13 protein-coding genes are annotated in these 14,598 nt (G+C 68.9%); 7 read left to right on the top strand and 6 right to left on the bottom strand.

The annotated features are described in order from the left end of the window. Positions 1–341: 341 nt before the first annotated feature. The 5 genes from ACK59X_RS00760 (at position 342) to ACK59X_RS00740 (ending at position 3,927) form a co-directional block, all read left to right on the top strand. On the top strand, positions 342–887 hold the full coding sequence (locus ACK59X_RS00760) for an MgtC/SapB family protein (RefSeq protein WP_409954544.1): 546 nt from the start codon (positions 342–344) through the stop codon (positions 885–887). A 196-nt stretch (positions 888–1,083) separates the two neighbouring features. After that, complete coding sequence (locus ACK59X_RS00755) at positions 1,084–2,019, top strand: DMT family transporter (protein WP_409954546.1); 936 nt, start codon at positions 1,084–1,086, stop codon at positions 2,017–2,019. A 105-nt stretch (positions 2,020–2,124) separates the two neighbouring features. Continuing rightward, positions 2,125–2,358: a hypothetical protein gene (locus ACK59X_RS00750; protein WP_409954543.1), complete on the top strand. Its 234-nt coding sequence runs from the start codon at positions 2,125–2,127 to the stop codon at positions 2,356–2,358. A 169-nt stretch (positions 2,359–2,527) separates the two neighbouring features. After that, complete coding sequence (locus tag ACK59X_RS00745; RefSeq protein ID WP_409954542.1) at positions 2,528–3,328, top strand: DODA-type extradiol aromatic ring-opening family dioxygenase; 801 nt, start codon at positions 2,528–2,530, stop codon at positions 3,326–3,328. 56 nt (positions 3,329–3,384) lie between these two features. Next, on the top strand, positions 3,385–3,927 hold the full coding sequence (locus ACK59X_RS00740; protein ID WP_409954541.1) for a DUF924 family protein: 543 nt from the start codon (positions 3,385–3,387) through the stop codon (positions 3,925–3,927). Here the strand turns inward: ACK59X_RS00740 and ACK59X_RS00735 are convergent. The 3 genes from ACK59X_RS00735 to ACK59X_RS00725 all read right to left on the bottom strand — a co-directional run bounded on the left by ACK59X_RS00735 (position 3,924) and on the right by ACK59X_RS00725 (position 7,102). Further along, positions 3,924–4,697, bottom strand: a complete 774-nt coding sequence (locus ACK59X_RS00735; RefSeq protein ID WP_409954540.1) for a fumarylacetoacetate hydrolase family protein — start codon at positions 4,695–4,697, stop codon at positions 3,924–3,926. The two genes, ACK59X_RS00740 and ACK59X_RS00735, sit on opposite strands and share 4 nt — an antisense overlap. A 6-nt stretch (positions 4,698–4,703) precedes the next feature. Next, positions 4,704–5,687, bottom strand: coding sequence for a Bug family tripartite tricarboxylate transporter substrate binding protein (locus ACK59X_RS00730; protein WP_409954539.1), 984 nt, complete (start codon positions 5,685–5,687; stop codon positions 4,704–4,706). A 173-nt stretch (positions 5,688–5,860) separates the two neighbouring features. After that, positions 5,861–7,102 (bottom strand): pyridoxal-phosphate-dependent aminotransferase family protein, encoded by a 1,242-nt coding sequence (locus ACK59X_RS00725; RefSeq protein WP_409954538.1) that lies wholly within the window; start codon positions 7,100–7,102, stop codon positions 5,861–5,863. 122 nt (positions 7,103–7,224) lie between these two features. On the opposite strand from ACK59X_RS00725, the gene ACK59X_RS00720 reads away from it, so the two are divergent. Beyond that, a complete protein-coding gene (locus tag ACK59X_RS00720; RefSeq protein ID WP_409954537.1) occupies positions 7,225–7,917 on the top strand; it encodes a GntR family transcriptional regulator in 693 nt (230 codons plus the stop codon). A gap of 10 nt (positions 7,918–7,927) precedes the next feature. After that, on the top strand, positions 7,928–10,972 hold the full coding sequence (locus ACK59X_RS00715) for an FAD-binding and (Fe-S)-binding domain-containing protein (protein WP_409954536.1): 3,045 nt from the start codon (positions 7,928–7,930) through the stop codon (positions 10,970–10,972). Here ACK59X_RS00715 and proC read toward each other — a convergent pair whose 3' ends face one another. From proC to ACK59X_RS00700, 3 genes are read right to left on the bottom strand one after another with little or no spacing between them, the layout of a single operon-like run. Next, on the bottom strand, positions 10,973–11,827 hold the full coding sequence (gene proC / locus ACK59X_RS00710) for a pyrroline-5-carboxylate reductase (RefSeq protein WP_409954535.1): 855 nt from the start codon (positions 11,825–11,827) through the stop codon (positions 10,973–10,975). A gap of 45 nt (positions 11,828–11,872) precedes the next feature. After that, positions 11,873–12,994 (bottom strand): ABC transporter substrate-binding protein, encoded by a 1,122-nt coding sequence (locus ACK59X_RS00705; protein ID WP_409954534.1) that lies wholly within the window; start codon positions 12,992–12,994, stop codon positions 11,873–11,875. Continuing rightward, positions 12,991–14,586, bottom strand: coding sequence for a methyl-accepting chemotaxis protein (locus tag ACK59X_RS00700; RefSeq protein ID WP_409954533.1), 1,596 nt, complete (start codon positions 14,584–14,586; stop codon positions 12,991–12,993). Before ACK59X_RS00700 ends, ACK59X_RS00705 begins: the two co-directional genes overlap by 4 nt. Between the last annotated feature and the right edge of the window lie 12 nt (positions 14,587–14,598).

Raw genomic sequence — 14,598 nt, 5'->3', positions numbered from 1 at the left:
CGGACTACAAAACCATCTCCAATTGAGCGGGATGTGTTTCGTATGTCCTGGCACACCTGTTTCCTATGTCCCCGGTCTATACAGCGGCCCAAGAGAAAGTTACTGCGCCGCCGGGCGCACATCCCGGCCTCCGCACTCAGCCAAAGCACGCAGCAACCATGAACGCACAACCGAGCGTCGGCCGCGTCCTACCCAAAAACTCGAATTCCGCTGCTAGCGCCCCAAGCAACAAGCAAGCACATTGTCGCCAGTGCCCGCAGTGGGCACGGCACCCGGAGATGCCATGCGCGCCCCCATAACCACAACACACCACCACAGCCCTCCCCAACCAGGCCGCCGCCATGGCTGACGCATCCCAAGCCTGGTGGCAACAAATCGCCACCACCATTGCCTCCGAATTCTCCGACGTCCCCGACGCCGGCGAAGCCACCCGCATCGTCGTGCGCCTCACGGTCGCCGGCGTCCTGGGCGGCCTGCTCGGCTGGGAGCGCGAGCACGCGGGCAAGGCCGCCGGCGTGCGCACCCACATGCTGGTGGCCATGGGCGCCGCGCTGTTCGTGCTGGTGGCGCAGCAGGTCGGCATCGGCCCGGCGGACAACAGCCGCGTGATCCAGGGCATCGTCGCGGGTGTCGGCTTTCTCGGCGCCGGCACCATCCTCAAGGGCGATGCCGATGGGGAGTCCCAGGTGCGGGGCCTGACCACCGCCGCCGGCATCTGGCTCACGGCGGCCATCGGCGTGGCCGCCGGCCTGGGGCGCGAGGTCACGGCGGTGCTGAGCACCGTGCTGGCCCTGGCTGTGCTCTGGGCCATCCCGATGCTGCACGACGCGACGCAGGGCCGTTCGCAGCGCAGTGGCAACGAAAAGGAAACCACGAAGGCCGATTGATCAGCCGGTAGGGCAGGCGTCTCGCGGCATGGGAATGCTGGCAGCCCGCTGGCAGCAGGCCTGGGCTACACTTTTTACAGAGCCCTGCGCACCGCGTCGGGCACCGATCCCGTTGCCCACGATGTGTTGATTGCCGCCATGATGCCCTACCCCACCCCGGCTGCCCTTGCAGCCATTGCACCGCCTGGAGCCGCCGGTGGCTGAGCCCAGCACCCAAGCCACCCCATCCAGCCAGTCCACCTCCACCACAGCGCCCCTCTCGGCCAACCTGCGCGGCATCATCGCCATGTGCCTGGCGGTGGGCTGCTTTTCGGTGATGGACGCACTGCTCAAGACCCTGTCGGGCAGCTACCCGGCCATGCAGGTCGCCTCCATGCGCGGGCTGGCCGCATTGCCCCTGGTGACGCTGTACGTGCTGTGGCGCGGCGAGGTGCGCGGCCTGCTCAAGGTGCGCTGGCCGCTGCACCTGCTGCGCGGCGCGATCAACATCACCATGCTGGCGCTGTTCGCCTTTGCGCTGCGCGAGCTGGGACTGGCCGAGGCCTACACGCTGTTCTTCATCGCCCCGCTGCTCATCACCGCCCTGTCCACGGTGGTGCTGGGCGAGAAGGTGCGCGGCGCGCACTGGGTGGCCATCGTGCTGGGCCTGGTGGGCGTGGTGGTGGCACTGCGCCCGAGCCAGGAGGCCATGCTCTCCGTGGGCGCGCTGGCCGTGCTGGGCGCAGCCACGGGCTATGCCGTCTCGGCCATTGCCGGGCGACTGCTCACGCGCACCGACTCGAGCGCCAGCCTGGTGTTCTGGACCACCGCCATGCTGGCCCTGGGCGCCACGGCCCTGGCCCTGCCGCAGTGGAAGGTGCTGGACGCATCGCACTGGCCGCTGGTGGCTGCCATGGGGGTCTCGGGCTTTTTGGGCCAACTGGCGATCACCGAGGCCTTCCGCCATGGCCAGGCCTCGGTCGTCGCGCCGTTCGAGTACACCGCCCTGGCCTGGGGCATGGGCCTGGACTGGGTGCTGTGGCAGGCCGTGCCGGGCGCCTACACCCTGATCGGCGGGGCCATCATCATCGGCAGCGGGCTGTACCTGGTGCGCACCGAGCGCCATACGCAGCAGGCGGTACTGCCGCCTTGAGCCCCCGCCCCGCACCGGCACGGCGCGTGGTCCCACAATGCGCGGTCGCGCGCAGCGCTGTAATGGGCAGATACCAATAGCGGCCCTGCCGCACGAGGATTTGCCATGACACAAGCAGCACACACACAGCACGCCACCATCCACGGCCATGTGACCTACACCCCTGGCGATGGCGCGCCCATCGTCATTCCCGAAGGCCCGGTGGAATTGATCACCTCGCCCGACAGCACCACGCTCAGCTGGTCGGTGGAAGATGACATTGTGGGCTCTGCAGCCATCCCGAAAGACCAGTACAACCAGTACGTGCGCGACGGCAAGATCCGCCTGACAAAGCACTGACCCAACCGGCCCTCCGCTCCAGCCCTGACCGCAAGGTGTGGAGCGGGCCTCGATTGTCCTGCCTGCCGGACAGTGTGTCCCGGCCCTGCCAGCTTGTGCGCCTTCTGATGGACCCTATATTCGATCCATCGCACCGGGAACCTAACCTCTCCCCGGGCCAAGGAGCCGCATGACCACCCCCACCTTTCCCACCTTCTTCGTCTCGCACGGCGGCGGCCCCTGGCCGTGGGTCGACGGCATGAAGCAGCAGTTTGCCAAGACGGCACGCGAATTCGCCCGCATGCCCGGCCTGCTGCCCGACAAACCCAAGGCCGTGCTGGTCATTACCGGCCACTGGGAGGCGCAGGAGTTCACCGTCTCCACCGCCGAGCACCCGCCCATGGAGTACGACTACACCGGCTTTCCCGAGCACACCTACCGCATCCAATACAAGGCCCCCGGATCGAAGGCGCTCGCAGCTCGCGTCGGCGAGTTGCTGACCGCCGCCGGCATCCGCTGCAGGGAAGACGCCCACCGCGGCTTCGACCACGGCACCTTCGTGCCCCTGAGCCTGATGTACCCCGAGGCCGATGTGCCAGTGGTCATGCTGTCGATGAAGTCCAGCTACGACCCGGCAGAGCACATCCGCCTCGGCCAGTCCATCGCACCCTTGCGCGACGAGGGCGTCCTCATCATGGGCAGCGGCCTCACCTACCACAACATGCGCGGCTTCGGCCGGCCGCAGTCCGCGCCGGTGGCCGAGGCCTTCGAAGCCTTCCTGAACACCGCCATCACCGCACCCAGCGCGCAGCAGCGCAACGACATGCTGGTGCACTGGCAGGACGCGCCCGGTGCCCGCCTGGCCCACCCGCAGGAGGACCATCTGATCCCGCTGATGGTGGTGGCCGGCGCCGCGGGTGCCGACGTAGGCCACCGGGTCTTTGTCGACCATGTCATGGAGGTGGCCATGGCCTCCTACCAGTTCGGCTGACCGAACCGCAGGCCAGCACCTATGATGGCGGCCCCCTATCCGCAGATCCATTGCCCATGCACAGCGAAGAAGACATCCTCCGGTTCTGGTTCCAGGAACTCACGCCCCAGCAGCAATTCGTGAAGGACGAGGGGCTCGACCAGACCATTGCCACCCGCTTCGGCGCCACGCTGCAGGCCGCGAAACAGTGCGAGCTGGCGCCCTGGCGCGCCACGCCCGAAGGGCGGCTGGCCGAGATCATCGTGCTCGACCAGTTCTCGCGCAATGTCTACCGCGACACGCCCGGCGCCTTCGCGCAGGATCCGCAGGCCCTGACCCTGGCGCAGGAACTCGTGGCCAGCGGCCAGCACAAGGCATTGCCCATGGCCCAGCGCGCGTTTGCCTACATGCCCTACATGCACAGTGAGTCGCTGGCCATCCACACCCAGGCCATGGAGCTGTTCGACCAACCGGGTCTGGAGAACAACCTGGCCTTCGAGATCAGGCACCGCGACATCATCGTGCGCTTTGGCCGCTACCCGCACCGCAACCAGGTGCTGGGGCGCGAGTCCACCGCCGAGGAAACCGAGTTCCTGTCGCAGCCCGGCTCCTCGTTCTAAAGAACGAGCGAGGCGCGGCTCACGCCGTCGAATTCCACGTCCACCGCCTCGCCCTTGGCGGCGGGCAGCAAACCCACCCACGATCCCGTGGTGACCACGGTTCCTGCGGCCACCGTCGCACCATTGCGCGTGGCATGCCGCAGCCAAGTGGGCAGCAGCCAGGCCGGGTCCCCCAGCGGATGCGTGCCCCTGCGCACCACGGGCTCACGGCTGCCGATGCGCGTGGTGCAGCGCTGCGCCGCCCAGTCGCGCGCCGCGTACGGCACCCATTCGCCCAGCGCCAAAGCACCGTGCGACTGTAGGTCCGCCAGGCGCAGCAGGGCCGGTGCCTCGCCGCCCTCCTGCCAGCGCGAGTCCACGATCTCGATGGACACCGCCATCGCATCGACGAACATGCCGGCCGTCTCGGGCGTCAGCGCCTCCGCCTGCGCGGGCGACACCGGCTGGCCCAGGCGCAATGCGATCTCCGACTCGATGCCGATGCTGTGGAACCGCATGTCGCCATAGTCAGCCGGGCTGCTGCGCACACCTGCGGGCGGCAGCGGCGCATGCGTGAGCACGGCCTGGCGGTTCGGGCCGCCCGACTTCCAGTGCCGCGCCGGGCCGGGCGGGAACCAGCCCATGGCGTGGCCCACCGCCTCCTGCACGGTATAGGCCGCCGCCGCATCGGCCAGCGCCCTGCCCCAGGGCAGGGCGCTGATGGTGCGGCCGGCCTGCCATGCGGCGACCAGGGCGTGGGTCAATGCGGTCGTCGGGTCCTGTTCAGCCATCGTTGTTCAACTCTCTACTTTCACGTTGCCGTCCTTCACCACCTTGCCCCACTTGGCGATTTCGGTGGCAATGAAGTCCTTGAACTTGTCGCGCGTGCCACCGCCGTCTTCGGCACCGTAGGTGTCCAGGCGCTCCTGCACGTCGGGCATGGCCAGCACCGTGTTCACATCGCGGTTGATCCCGTCGGCCACGCCCGATGGTAGCTTGCCCGGCCCGGCCAGCCCGTACCAGGTGGTGGCCTCGAAGCCCGGAAAGCCCTGCTCCTGCATGGTCGGCACACCGGGGTGGCCCTTGGCGCGCTTGGTGCGCGTCTGCGCCACGGCGGCGATCTTGCCGGCCTTGACGTGGGGCGTGGCGGCTGTCATGGTCTCGAAGCAGTACTGGATCTGGTTGCCCATGAGGTCGGCCAGCGCGGGTGCACTGCCCTTGTAGGGCACGTGCAGCGCATCCACACCCGCCTGCAGCTTGAACATCTCCAGCGCCAGGTGCTGGGCCGATCCCGGGCCGGCCGAGCCGAAGCTCACCTTGCCCGGCTCGGCCTTGCACAGGGCCACGATCTCCTTGACGGTGAGTGCCTTCTGCCCCGGCCCTGCGACCAGCAGGTTGGGCGTGACCCCCACCATCACGATGGGCACGAAGTCGCGCTGCACGTCGTAGCGCAGCTTGGGCTGCAGGCTGGGCGCCAGCGCATGGCTGTTGATGTGCGCCATGAGCAGGGTGCTGCCATCGCCGGGCTGCTGCGCCACGTACTCGGCCGCCAGCACGCCGGAGACACCGGCCTTGTTCTCCACGATGACCGACTGCTTCCACATGGTCGCGAGCTTGGTGGCCACCACGCGTGCCAGCGCGTCGGTGCCGCCCCCGGGCGGAAAGCCCACGATGATGCGCACCGGGCCGCTGGGCCACTCCTGCGCGAACAGGCGCGGGGCGCCGAGCGTGGCCACCGCCGCGCCCGCGGACTGGATCAGGGAACGTCTCTTCATCGTCATCGCTTGTCTCCTTCGTTGGCCCTTTTTTGTGCAGGCCGGGTTGAATGAACTCAGCACAGAAAGCCCTGGCCGCATGCGTGCACGGCCAGTGGCAAAAAGAAACACATGCAAGCGGGCCGGCGCCTCCCACAGACGCCGGCCGTTCAATCCATCAAAACAACAAGGTCAGGGGCTCAGGCAGCCTTCTTGAGGGCGGCAGGCGCCGCGTGGCTGGCGAAGTAATCCATGCTGGCCTGCACGCCGCTGCCGGCCAGGGCGATGCCCGAGAGCTTCATGCCCATCTCCACACCCGCCACCATGGCGATCAGCGTGAGGTCGTTGCTGTCACCCAGGTGGCCCATGCGGAACATGCGGCCCTTGAGCTTGCCCAGGCCCGTGCCCAGCGACAGGTCGAAGCGCTGGTGAATGAGCCGGCGCAGCGCATCGGCGTCCACGCCTTCGGGGGTGATCACGCCGGTGAGCACGGGCGAGTACACGGCCGGGTCGGCGCACTGGATGGGCAGGCCCCAGGCGTTGACGGCGGCACGCACGCCCGCGCCCCAGCGCTGGTGGCGCGCGAAGACGTTGTCGAGCCCCTCGGCCAGCAGCATGTCGATGGCTTCGGACAGGCCGTACAGCAGGTTGGTGTTGGGCGTGTAGGGCCAGTAACCGTCCTTGTTCATCTCCACGATCTCGTCCCAGGCCCAGAAGGCGCGCGGCAGCGTGGCTTTCTTCGATGCCTCGAGCGCGCGTGGCGACAGTGCGTTGAAGCTGATGCCCGGCGGCAGCATCAGGCCCTTCTGCGACCCGCTGATGGTCACGTCCACACCCCACTCGTCGTGGCGGTAGTCGGCGCTGGCCAGGCCCGAGATGCTGTCCACCATCAGCAGCGCCGGGTGGCCCGCCGCGTCGATGGCCTTGCGCACGGAGGCGATGTCGGAGGTGACGCCGGTGGAGGTCTCGTTGTGCACCACGCACACGGCCTTGATCTTGCGCTCCGTGTCCTTGCGCAGCCGGGCCTCGATCAGGTCGGCCTGCACGCCACGGCGCCAGCCGCCAGCCAGGGGCAGGTGCTCGTCCTTGCCCTCCCAGGCGAGGAACTCGGTGGAGATGCCCAGGCGCGTGGCCATCTTCTGCCACAGCGAGGCGAAGTGCCCGGTCTCGAACATCAGCACATGGTCGCCCGGGGAGAGGGTGTTGGACAGGGCCGCCTCCCAGGCGCCCGTGCCCGATGCGGGGTAGATCGCCACCGGATGCCGGGTCTGGAAGATCTTCTGGATGCCCGAGAGCACCTTGAGCCCCAGGCCCCCGAACTCGGGGCCCCGGTGGTCGATGGTGGGCAGGCTCATCGCCCGCAAAATGCGGTCTGGCACCGGGCTCGGGCCCGGGATCTGCAGGAAGTGGCGGCCAGTAGGGTGAAAGTCGAGTTGAAGCATGGAGCGTCCTTTCTTTCTTCAGTTTTGCATGCAAAAAACACAATTGCATGCAGGAATACCCTTAAACACAGCGATTGATCCGCCAATTTTTTGCATGCAAAATTCAAAACAGAAAGAAACCCATGGCTGAAATCATCGAAATCTCCCGCCTCGCGCTGCACGACCAGGTCGCCGCGCGCCTGCGCACCATGCTGGTGGAAGGGCAGATCGCGCCGGGAGCCAAGCTCAATGAACGGGAGCTGAGCGAGCAGCTGCGCGTGTCGCGCACGCCGCTGCGCGAGGCCATCAAGCTGCTGGGCGCCGAAGGCCTGGTGGACCTGCTGCCCAACCGCGGCGCCGTGGCCGTGAAGCTGACCGAGGCCGACGTGGTGAATACCTTCGAGGTGCTGGCCACGCTGGAGGGCATGTCGGGCGAGCTGGCGGCCCGGCGCATCACCGATGCCGAGCTGGCCGAGCTGCGCGCCCTGCACTACGAAATGATGGCCTGCTTCGCGCGGCGCGACCTCTCGGGCTACTACCGCATCAACGCCAGCATCCACACCGCCATCAACGAGGCGGCGCGCAACCCGGTGCTGACCGCGACCTATCGCTCCATCAACGCCCGCGTGCAGTCGCTGCGCTTTCGCACCAACCAGAACGAAGCCAAGTGGAAGCAGGCCGTGGCCGAGCACGAACAGATGATCGAGGCCCTGGCCGCACACGACGCCGAGGCCATGCGCCGCGTGCTCGTGGCCCATGTGCAGCGCAAGCGCGACACGGTGCTGGAGCTGCTGCGTGCCGGCGAAATTTATCCCCAGAGACAAGCCTCCACCTAGGAACACGCCCATGCGCATCGAACCCGCCAGCAGCCTGCAGCCAGCCGGCACCACCCTGCCCCCCAACGAGACCTGCGAGGCGCTGGCGCGGCGCCTGGCGGCCGAGACCGAGGGCGAGGTGCTGTTCGATGCCGGTTCGCGTGGGCGCTACGCGACCGATGCCTCCATCTACCAGATCATGCCGGCCGGCGTGCTGGTGCCGCGCACCGAGCGCGACATCGCCACCGCCATCGACATCGCGCGCGACCTCAAGGTGCCCGTGCTGGCGCGTGGCGGAGGCACCAGCCAGTGCGGCCAGACCACGGGCGCGGCCCTGGTGATCGACAACAGCAAGCACTTGCGCAAGGTGCTGGCGCTGGACGCCGAGGCCCGCACCGCGACGGTGGAGCCGGGCATCGTGCTCGACCACCTCAACGCCCAGCTCAAGCCCCACGGCCTGTGGTACCCGGTGGATGTGTCCACCAGCGCCCAGGCCACGCTGGGCGGCATGGCGGGCAACAACTCCTGCGGATCGCGCTCCATCGCGTACGGCAACATGGTGCACAACGTGCTGGGCGCCAGCGCCTGGCTGAGCGATGGCGAGCTGGTCGACTTCGGCCCGCTGGCCACCCTGGGCCCACGCGCCAGCGCCATTGCGCAGCATGTGCACGCCCTGGCCCAACAGCACCGCGGCGAGATCGCCGAGCGCTGGCCCAAGGTGATGCGCCGCGTGGCGGGCTACAACCTCGACATCTTCGACAACCAGAGCGAAAAGCCCTACACCGCCGACGGCAGCGTGAACCTGGCGCATCTGCTCATCGGCGCCGAGGGCACGCTGGCCTATACACGCAGCCTGACCCTGAAGCTCAGCGAACTGCCGCGCGCCAAGGTGCTGGGCATCGTCAACTTCCCGAGCTTCCACAAGGCCATGGACTCGGCGCAGCATATCGTCAAGCTCGGCCCCACGGCGGTGGAGCTGGTGGACCGCACCATGATCGAGCTGGCGCTGGCCAACCCGGCCTTCCGCCCCACGGTGGAGACGGCGCTGATCGGCAAGCCCGAGGCCATTTTGCTGGTCGAATTTTCGGGCGCCGACAAGGCCGCCCTGCTGCCGCAGCTGCGCCAGCTGGTGGAGCTGATGGGCGACCTGGGCATGCCTGGCAGCGTGGTGGAGATGCCTGATGAAGCCCCGCAGAAGAACCTGTGGGAAGTGCGCAAGGCCGGCCTGAACATCATGATGAGCCTCAAGGGCGACGGCAAGCCCGTGAGCTTCATCGAAGACTGCGCCGTGCCGCTGGAGCACCTGGCCGAATACACCGACGGCCTGACCGAAGTCTTCGCCAAATACGGCAGCCGCGGCACCTGGTACGCCCATGCCTCGGTGGGCACGCTGCATGTGCGCCCCATCCTCGACATGCGCACCGATGGTGCCGCCAAGATGCGCGCCATTGCCGAGGAAGCCAGCGCCCTGGTGCGCAAGTACAAGGGCGCCTTCAGCGGCGAGCATGGCGATGGACTGTGCCGCGGCGAGTGGATCGAGTGGCAGTTCGGCCCCGCGATCAACGAGGCGTTTCGCGCCATCAAGCACCACCTGGACCCGATCGGCCTGTTCAACCCCGGCAAGATCATCGACCCGCCCAAGATGGACGACGGCGCCCTGTTCCGCTTTGCCCCGCCCACGGCGCCCCAGCCCTACAGGCGCATCCCCCTCACGCCCGTGCTCGACTGGTCGGCCTGGAACGTGCAGGCCGACCCCGTGACCGAGGTGACCACCGCCCCCGGCACCGGCGGCGACGTGACCGGCGGCTTTGCCAAGGCCGTGGAGATGTGCAACAACAACGGCCACTGCCGCAAGTTCGACGCCGGCACCATGTGCCCCAGCTACCGCGTGACCCGCGACGAACAGCACCTGACCCGCGGCCGCGCCAACACCCTGCGCCTGGCCGTGTCGGGCCAGCTCGGGCCCGACGCCTTCACCAGCGAGGCCCTGCACGACACCATGGACCTGTGCGTGGGCTGCAAGGGCTGCAAGCGCGACTGCCCCACGGGCGTGGACATGGCCAAGATGAAGGTCGAGTTCCTGGCCCACTACAAGCGCAGGCACGGCCACACGCTCAAGGACAAGCTGGTCGCACGCCTGCCCGACTACGCACACATCGCCAGCCGCCTGCCCTGGCTGCTGAACCTGCGCAACAGCGTGCCCGGCGCCGCCTGGCTGGGCGAGAAGCTGCTGGGCTTCTCGGCCCAGCGATCATTGCCGCAATGGCGCAGCGACACCTTCTGGCGCAGCAAGGACACCGCGTTGTTTTCCAGCAAGGCAAACACCATCGCCGCCGCCCAGGCCGGCCGCAAGGCCGCCGTGCTGTTCGTCGACACCTTCAACGGCACCTTCGAGGCCGAGAACGCGATGGCCGCCGCGCGCGTACTGCATGCGGCGGGCTACATGCTGCACACGGTGGAAAAGGCCGGCGGCCACCACTGCTGCGGTCGCACCTACCTCGCCACCGGCATGGTGGCCGAAGCCAAGGCCAAGGCGGGTGCACTCATCGACGCCCTGCTCCCCCTGGCCCAGGCCGGCGTGGCCATCGTGGGGCTGGAGCCTTCGTGCCTGCTCACCCTGCGCGACGAAGCCCTGGTGATGGGCCTGGGCGACAAGGCCGTGGTGGTGTCACAGCAGGCCCTCCTGTTCGAGGAGTTCCTGGCCCGCGAGGCCAAGGCCGGGCGCTTTGCGCCATCACTCAAGCCCGCCGGCAAACCCATCCTGCTGCACGGCCACTGCCACCAGAAGGCCTTCGGCGCCGTGCCCCCCATCCTGGAGGTGCTGCGCCTGATCCCCGAAGCCAAGCCCGAGCTCATCGAAAGCTCCTGCTGCGGCATGGCCGGCAGCTTTGGCTACGAGGCATCGCACTACGAGGTGTCGATGCAGATGGCCGAGGCGGCGCTGCTGCCCGCGGTGCGCAAGAACCCCGATGCCATCGTGGTGGCGGACGGGACGAGTTGCCGGCACCAGATTGCGGATGGGGCGCAGCGGGAGGCGGTGCATGTGGCGAAGTTGCTGGATGGGTTGCTGCGCTGATCAGGACCGCATGCTGGGGCTGCTGGCTCCCTCCTCCCCCAGCTCATGCGCCCGCTGCTCCGAGGCGCGCATGGCGCGCTCGAAGGCATCGGCCACCCCGTCCCTGGCCAGGGACTGCAGCGCCGCATAGGTGGTGCCGCCCTTGGACGTGACGCGCTCGCGCAGCACGGCCGGCGGTTCATCCGAGCAGCGCGCCAGCTCCGAAGCGCCCACGAAGGTGCCCACGGCCAGTTGGTGGGCCTGCTCGGCCGACAGGCCCATGGCCGTGCCGGCGCGCGCCATGGCTTCCAGGAAGTAAAACACGTAGGCCGGGCCCGAGCCTGACAGGGCCGTCACGGCATCTAGCTGCTTTTCGCTGTCCACCCACAGGTACTCGCCCGTGGTGGCCATGATGGCTTCCACGCTCTGGCGCTCGTCCTGCGAGACGCCGGGGCGGGCATACAGCGCGCTCATGCCCTTGCCCACCAGGGCCGGGGTGTTGGGCATGGTGCGCACGATGCGCTCGCTGGCGAGCCACTGGGCGATGCTGTCCGAACGGATGCCGGCGGCCACGCTCAGGTGCAGCGCATCCTGGGTGTGGGCGCGCGCCTGGGCCGCAGCATCCTTGAAGGTCTGGGGCTTGACGGCCCAGACCACGATGCGCGCGCGCTGCAGGGCCGGGCCGGCTTCGGCCTGGGCCGCGATGCCGTAGTTCTGGCGCAGGGCCTCGCGGGCCTGCTCCCAGGGCTCGACGACCTCGATCTGGCTGGCCGGGTGGCCCTGGCGCACCAGGCCGCCGATGATGGCGCTGGCCATGTTGCCGCCCCCCATGAAGGCGATGGCGGGAAGGGAAAGAACGGACGTGGGGAGTGACATGGAAAGAAAGCAGAGCTTGTTGTTGTGGTTGTGGAAGACGGGGCATCACTCCATCACCCGGCCATTGCCGCGGTAGATGCCCAGGGAGGTGTAGCGCGATGCCACCTGTTTGCCGGGTGGCAGGGCCAGCGTGAAGTCGCCCAGGTCCAGACTCAGGCCGCGCTCCAGGGCCTTGCGCACGCCGGCGGCCGACAGGTCGTCGCCGGCCGCGCGCAGGGCCTCCACGGCAAAGCGCAGGTTGATGCAGCCCTCCAGGCTCAGCAGCGAGGGGCTGGCATCGCCGCTGCGCGCCAGGCTGGCCTGGTAATCGCGCACCACGCGGCGCGCGCCGTTCCAGGGGCTGGGGTAGAGCATGGAGGTCATGATGCCGGCCACCTTGTCCTGCAGCTGGTCGGTGAGCACACGGCCGCCGACGACATTGAGCACCGCCACGCGCGCGCCCGGCCCGGCCGCGCCCTGGTAGGCCGCAATGAAGGCCGGCGCAGCCTGGCCGGCGGCGATCAGCACCACGGCATGCGGCTGGGCGCGCTGCACCTCTGCCACCGTGGCGGGCAGGTCACCGAGCCGTATCTCGGCGGGTGGGCGGCCCGCGAAGGCCTTGCGCGCACTGTCCAGCCCGGCGCGGCCGAAAGGGTTGTCCTGGTAGACCAGGGCCACCCGGTCCATGCCGATGGTGGGCAGGATGCGCGCAAAGCCCTCGAACTCGTCCCCGTTGCCGGCCTTGGTGTGGAACACCCAGCGGCTGCCGGGCAGCGACTCCTCGCGCAGCAGGTCGGCGCCGCTGGAAACGCCCACCACCGGCACCTTCAGCTCCGCCAGCACGGGCTGCAGCGCCTGCAGCGAGCCGGTGCCGACCAGATTCACGAAGGCAGAGATACCCTTGCCGGCCAGCGTGCGGGCGTTTGCCACAGCACGCGCCGGCTCGTAGCCATCGTCCAGGTAGCTGATGGCGACGGGGCGCCCGCGCACGCCTCCGGCCGCGTTGATCGTGGCCAGGCAGGCGTCCGCACCCTTGCGGTATTCCTGCCCGTATTCGGCGAAGGCCCCGCTGAACGGTGCGGTGGTTGCCAACTGGATGGGCGCCAGAGCCGTCTGCGCATGCAGCACCGGCGCAAGCAGGCCTGCCGCGCAGAACATGAGCCTGCGGGCCATGGCGAAGGCGTTCATGGCTGCACCCCCTGATGCCCGCCGGGCGATGGCAGCGCCGATGCCGGCAGCTCGTCGATGATGAAGCGGCGCACGGTGTGCAGCAGTGCCTGGGTCTGGTGGCGCAGTGCTGCTGCGGCGGCGCTGGCCTGGTCCACCAGCAGGGCGTTGTCGCGCGTACCGCCTTCCATCTGCGCCACGGCGGCATGCACCTGGGCCACGCCCTCGCTTTGCGCGTGGCTGGCCTGGGCGATGGCATCCACGCTGCCCAGCACCTCGCCCACCCGCGCCACCACTTGGTGCATGGTGTCGCCGGCCTGGGCCACCAGGCGGCTGCCGCCTTCCACCCGGGCGGCGGAGTCGTCGATCAGGGCTTTGATCTCGCGCGCCGCGTCGGCACTGCGGCGTGCCAAGGCACGCACCTCGGCCGCCACCACGCCGAAGCCCCGGCCCTGCTCCCCGGCACGCGCCGCCTCGACGGCCGCGTTGAGCGCCAGCAGGTTGGTCTGGAAGGCGATGGTGTCGATCACGCCGATGATCTCGGCCATGCGGCGCGAAGCGCCGTGGATGGAGCCCATGGTCTGCACGACCTGGGTCACCACCGCGCCGCAGGCCTGCGCCACGCCGCTGGCGGATTGGGCCTGCGTGCGCGCCTGCTGCGCGTGCGCTGCATTGCGCTGCACCTGCAGGGCGATCTCGTGCAGGGCCTGGGTGGTCTGCTCCAGCGCCGCAGCCTGGGTGGCCGTGTGTCCGGCCAGGTCGGCGTTGCCCTGGGCGATGCGGGTGGCAGCCTCGGCGATGTCGTCCGTGCCCTCGCGCACGTCACGCACGATGTGCTGCAGGCTGGCATTCATGCTGCGCAGCGCCGCCAGCAACTGGCCGGTCTCGCCCGCGCTCTGCACCTCGATGCGCTGGGTCAGGTCGCCACCGGCCACGCCTTCTGCGATGCGTACGGCGCGTGTCAGCGGCCTGGCAATGGCGCGCGCCGACACGAAGCCCAGCACCATTGCCAGCAGCAGCCCGCCGCCGATCACCACCGCCGTGAGCGCGCGGCTATGGGCATAGGCCTGCTGGGATCCGGCGTACAGCGCCTCACCCGCGACCTGCTGCTCGCGCATCAATGCATCGAGCGTGGCGCGGGCCGGCTGGTACAGCGGCATCAGTGTCTGGCCGTACAGTTCCGTGGCCCCGGGCAGGTTCACGGCGCGCAGCGCCTCCACCGCTGGCCGCACGCCTTCGGCCGTGAAGCGCGCGTACTCCTGTGCGAAGCGGGTGGCCAGCGCGCGCTCCTGCTCGCTCAGGCGCCCCCCTTCGTAGGCCTGCCATGCGTTGCGGCCTTGGCCTTGCAACAGATCCAGCGCGGCCAGGTCGCGGTCGATGTCGCTCGGGTCGGCAATCGCCGAAACCACGCCATAGCGCCCCATGTCCAGCGCATGCGTCACCAGCGAGAGTTGCTGCAGCGGTGCCAGACGGTCGGACACCAGCGCCTGCAGCGTGGCATTGCTGCGCTGCAGGGCGTGCAGCCCGAACGCGCCGAGCGCAACCAGCAGCAGACCCAGCACGCCGACGACCGCCAGCAACTGGACTTTGATGGGAAAACGGGCAAGCAGCATGGAAGCTCCCGG

Origin of the sequence: Acidovorax sp., assembly GCF_046339755.1 — a bacterium.
In the GTDB taxonomy this organism is placed as follows: Bacteria; Pseudomonadota; Gammaproteobacteria; order Burkholderiales; family Burkholderiaceae_C; genus Acidovorax.
This window is presented reverse-complemented; position numbering and strand designations above follow the sequence as displayed.

What these genes read in the sequence shown, in the direction of transcription:
- ACK59X_RS00715 (WP_409954536.1), top strand. Translation starts at nt 7,928, where the DNA reads ATGCGCATCGAACCCGCCAGCAGCCTGCAGCCAGCCGGCACCACCCTG.
- ACK59X_RS00750 (WP_409954543.1), top strand. Translation starts at nt 2,125, where the DNA reads ATGACACAAGCAGCACACACACAGCACGCCACCATCCACGGCCATGTG.
- ACK59X_RS00725 (WP_409954538.1), bottom strand. Translation starts at nt 7,102, where the DNA reads ATGCTTCAACTCGACTTTCACCCTACTGGCCGCCACTTCCTGCAGATC.
- ACK59X_RS00720 (WP_409954537.1), top strand. Translation starts at nt 7,225, where the DNA reads ATGGCTGAAATCATCGAAATCTCCCGCCTCGCGCTGCACGACCAGGTC.
- ACK59X_RS00705 (WP_409954534.1), bottom strand. Translation starts at nt 12,994, where the DNA reads ATGAACGCCTTCGCCATGGCCCGCAGGCTCATGTTCTGCGCGGCAGGC.
- ACK59X_RS00700 (WP_409954533.1), bottom strand. Translation starts at nt 14,586, where the DNA reads ATGCTGCTTGCCCGTTTTCCCATCAAAGTCCAGTTGCTGGCGGTCGTC.
- ACK59X_RS00760 (WP_409954544.1), top strand. Translation starts at nt 342, where the DNA reads ATGGCTGACGCATCCCAAGCCTGGTGGCAACAAATCGCCACCACCATT.
- ACK59X_RS00735 (WP_409954540.1), bottom strand. Translation starts at nt 4,697, where the DNA reads ATGGCTGAACAGGACCCGACGACCGCATTGACCCACGCCCTGGTCGCC.
- proC (WP_409954535.1), bottom strand. Translation starts at nt 11,827, where the DNA reads ATGTCACTCCCCACGTCCGTTCTTTCCCTTCCCGCCATCGCCTTCATG.
- ACK59X_RS00740 (WP_409954541.1), top strand. Translation starts at nt 3,385, where the DNA reads ATGCACAGCGAAGAAGACATCCTCCGGTTCTGGTTCCAGGAACTCACG.
- ACK59X_RS00730 (WP_409954539.1), bottom strand. Translation starts at nt 5,687, where the DNA reads ATGACGATGAAGAGACGTTCCCTGATCCAGTCCGCGGGCGCGGCGGTG.
- ACK59X_RS00745 (WP_409954542.1), top strand. Translation starts at nt 2,528, where the DNA reads ATGACCACCCCCACCTTTCCCACCTTCTTCGTCTCGCACGGCGGCGGC.